Here is a 3,362-nt window from a genome sequence, read left to right as displayed (position 1 = left end):
TAAGGCGTTTACGCCGCCATCCGGCATCAGAGAGAATAATCGCCTGACATTTCTGCTATCAGGCCTGGGCTAAAAGACAACATCAAAAAATCATCTTAAACACGCCGGTTACCACCAACAGTCCAATCAGAAAAATAATTAGAATAATCCACAGCAGAATTTTCATTAACTTTCCTTTTTTTGGTAAATTCAGATTGAGTATAGGAAAGTATCAACTATTCTGCCTGGCCGCGCTGTTATGCGGGTTTACGTGCGCTTAGCAGAAACACCATTGGCCGCTCTTTTTCTTCATCCAGCGCCGGGTTTTCAGCAATCTGCTGCGCAGAGGGTCCCCATTCATCAACACACACAATGTCGAATCCGGCGGCAATGAGCGCGTTAATCCAGGTCGCCAGCTTGCGGTGCTGTTTTTTAACGCCTTCCGCAAACCAGTTACTGATACGCTCGCCTTCTTGTTGGTAATGATTAACCGGCCAGGACAGCTGCCCGGTTTTGTCTTTTATCCAGCCCTGGTTAAGCGGTGCGGTATAAATGGGGTGCTCGGCAGAGAAAACCAACATGCCTCCCGGTGTTAATGCCTGGTAAATCGTTACGAATAACCGTTCAATATCGTGTAAATAGTGCAGGGCAAGGGAGCTATACGCCAGGTCGAAAGACGCCGGCGAGAGCGTAAGCGTTTCGAGATCTTCACGGCGATAGACGATGCCATTGCCGTGAGTCATATTATGCGCCTGGGTTAACATCTTTTGTGAGATATCCAGCCCCACGACGCTGGCGGCATGATTATCGCGCGCGTAGCGACAAAACCAGCCATATCCGCAGCCCAAATCGAGAATGTTTTTACCCTGCAGAGCGGGGAGCATAGTTTGTATTGCTGGCCATTCCGGTGCGCCGTCAAGCCCTTTTACTGAACGATCCAGCGTGGCATATCCGGCAAAGAATTCCGGGTCGTCATAAATATTCTGTGACATAAGGTTTCCATCTATAAATTATTAAAATTATTTAATCTGTATTATTTGTGTGGTGTATATTTTTCTGATTATATATTTTTATTGCCAAAGATGTATTGCCACGCGTAACTAAAAAAGTAACAGCGACAAGTCGTACTCTCTGCGCATCTTTTCTTACCTGTATATCTCCATGAATCGTAATTCTGTTTTTGCCGCGACGGCATTGTTGCCCCTTTTTATTCTCATGGCTGGCTGTGCGCCTATGCATGATGACCGTCAATCTCTGTCGCAGCAGACCCCTGCTGCGAATGTCGATTCCGCCTTACCTGCGGCGTTAAAAAATGGCTGGCCGGACAGCCAATGGTGGAAGGCATACCACGATCCTCAGCTTAATGCGCTGATTGACAGCACGTTGCGAAACTCTCCTGATATGCAGGTGGCGGAACAGCGCATTCAACTGGCGGAGGCACAGGCGAAGGCCGTTGAGGCGCAGGATGGTCCGGAGATCGATTTCTCTGCGGACGTTGAGCGTCAGAGAATGTCAGCTGAAGGGCTGATGGGACCGTTTGCCATTACCGATCCTGCCGCCGGAACGACAGGCCCGTGGTACACCAACGGGACCTTTGGTTTAACCGCCGGTTGGAATCTGGATCTGTGGGGGAAAAATCGGGCCGAAGTGACGGCGCGTATTGGGGCCGTTAAAGCGCGTGAAGCTGAGCGTGAACAAACCCGCCAACTGCTGGCGAGCGGTGTTTCGCGTCTGTACTGGGAATGGCAGACGCAGGCGGCACTGAAAAGCGTGCTGACGCAGATTAAAAATGAGCAACAGAACGTGATAACCGTCGATCGTCAGCTGTATCAAAACGGCATTACCTCATCAGTGGAAGGCGTTGAGACCGATATCGATTCCAGTAAAACGGATCAGCAGCTGAACGATGTTAACGGCAAAATGAAAGTGATTGAGGCGCGGCTGAGCGCCCTGACTAATTCACAGTCTACCGTTCTGAAACTGCATACCAGTAAGTTACCTACCGTAGAAAGCCAGCTCCCGTCTCAGTTAGGTTATTCGCTGCTGGCCCGTCGACCGGATTTACAGGCCGCGCACTGGTATATTGAATCATCCCTGAGCAGCATTGATGCGGCCAAAGCCGCGTTTTATCCGGACGTGAATTTGATGGCGTTTTTACAACAAGATGCGTTACATCTGAGCGATCTGTTCCGCCATTCCGCGCAGCAAATGGGCGTCACAGCCGGACTCACGCTGCCTATTTTCGACAGCGGCAGATTGAATGCCAATCTTGATATCACCAAAGCGCAAAGCAACCTGACGGTGGCGAATTACAACAAAGCCGTGGTAGATGCGGTGAATGACGTGGCGCGTGCCGCATCGCAGGTGGAAACACTGGCGCAGAAGAATCAGCATCAGCAGCAGATCGAACATGATGCACAGCGTGTGGTGGGACTTGCGCAGGCGCGATTTAACGCCGGTATTATCGCGGGTTCCCGGGTCAGCGAAGCAAAGATCCCGGCGTTACGTGAGCAGTGCAACGGTCTGGTATTGCAAGGCCAGTGGCTGGATGCTTCCATTCAGTTGACCAGCGCGCTGGGCGGCGGTTACCACGCGTCGTAACACACCTGCCCGGTAGATGCCGCTCTACCGGGCCGTCTTCTTGCTGCTGCGTTTTTTCAACCACCAGCGTGCACCTACCACCAGTACAATCACCAGAACCAGCCATATCCAGTGCTTAATGTGCTGGTCGAGATTGTGCAGCCACGGCGCGATGACTTCTCCCCCCACATAACCCAGAGTGGTAAATATCAGCGCCCACACCAGCGCCCCGAGAATATTGAGCGGTAAAAAGATCTTCGGTGGCAGGTGACTGGCGCCAATCAGCAAAGGGCCAATAACGCGAAAACCGTACATAAAACGCGTGCCGACCACGAACAGATAAGGACGCCGTTGGATCATCTTCTGCGCGTAATCAATTTTTGCCTGATGACGCGAAAAACGCCGCAGAATTTTGCCGCCAAAACGACGTCCGAGTAAATAGAGCAACTGATCGCCAATCATCCCGCCCAGCGCGACGGAGAGCACCACCAGCGGAAATTTAAGTACTCCCTGATGGGCCGCGACGCCGCCTAACAGGGTAATGGTTTCCCCTTCAGCCAGACTGCCAATCACTAATGCGGCATAGCCGTATTGCGCAACATAATGATTTATATCCATACGATTGTATGACCTCCACCGCTTATAGCATACACCCTATGAATACTTGATGCCGGAAAAGCCGCGCCGTAGCGATCTAATGCTTGTCAGTTAAGTATTATGAAGGACATGTGATTCTGGCTCAGGGTTCCGTTCACCTCCGCGGTGTCATTTCTCTGAAACGCCGTTACCCGTGAACGTGCAAG

General features: G+C 51.3%; 3 protein-coding genes. 1 reads left to right on the top strand and 2 read right to left on the bottom strand.

The window, feature by feature from the left end; genetic code table 11:
- Positions 1–236: 236 nt before the first annotated feature.
- Positions 237–971, bottom strand: a complete 735-nt coding sequence (locus FDX09_RS19495) for a class I SAM-dependent methyltransferase (RefSeq protein ID WP_085047882.1) — start codon at positions 969–971, stop codon at positions 237–239.
- A 169-nt stretch (positions 972–1,140) separates the two neighbouring features.
- Here FDX09_RS19495 and mdtQ point away from each other — a divergent pair, with 169 nt between their 5' ends.
- Positions 1,141–2,580, top strand: a complete 1,440-nt coding sequence (mdtQ, locus tag FDX09_RS19490) for a multidrug resistance outer membrane protein MdtQ (RefSeq protein ID WP_038641958.1) — start codon at positions 1,141–1,143, stop codon at positions 2,578–2,580.
- Positions 2,581–2,604: 24 nt separating this feature from the next.
- Here the strand turns inward: mdtQ and FDX09_RS19485 are convergent, their stop codons facing one another.
- On the bottom strand, positions 2,605–3,177 hold the full coding sequence (locus tag FDX09_RS19485) for a DedA family protein (protein ID WP_038641956.1): 573 nt from the start codon (positions 3,175–3,177) through the stop codon (positions 2,605–2,607).
- Between the last annotated feature and the right edge of the window lie 185 nt (positions 3,178–3,362).

Origin of the sequence: Citrobacter sp. wls717, from assembly GCF_005280955.1 — a bacterium.
Lineage (GTDB): Bacteria > Pseudomonadota > Gammaproteobacteria > Enterobacterales > Enterobacteriaceae > Citrobacter > Citrobacter werkmanii.
Note: the sequence above shows the minus strand (reverse complement) of the source record. Positions and strands in the feature narration are given on the sequence as shown.

Excerpts from the sequence above, each read along its gene's own strand:
- mdtQ (WP_038641958.1), top strand. The coding sequence starts at position 1,141 with ATGAATCGTAATTCTGTTTTTGCCGCGACGGCATTGTTGCCCCTTTTT.
- FDX09_RS19485 (WP_038641956.1), bottom strand. The coding sequence starts at position 3,177 with ATGGATATAAATCATTATGTTGCGCAATACGGCTATGCCGCATTAGTG.
- FDX09_RS19495 (WP_085047882.1), bottom strand. The coding sequence starts at position 971 with ATGTCACAGAATATTTATGACGACCCGGAATTCTTTGCCGGATATGCC.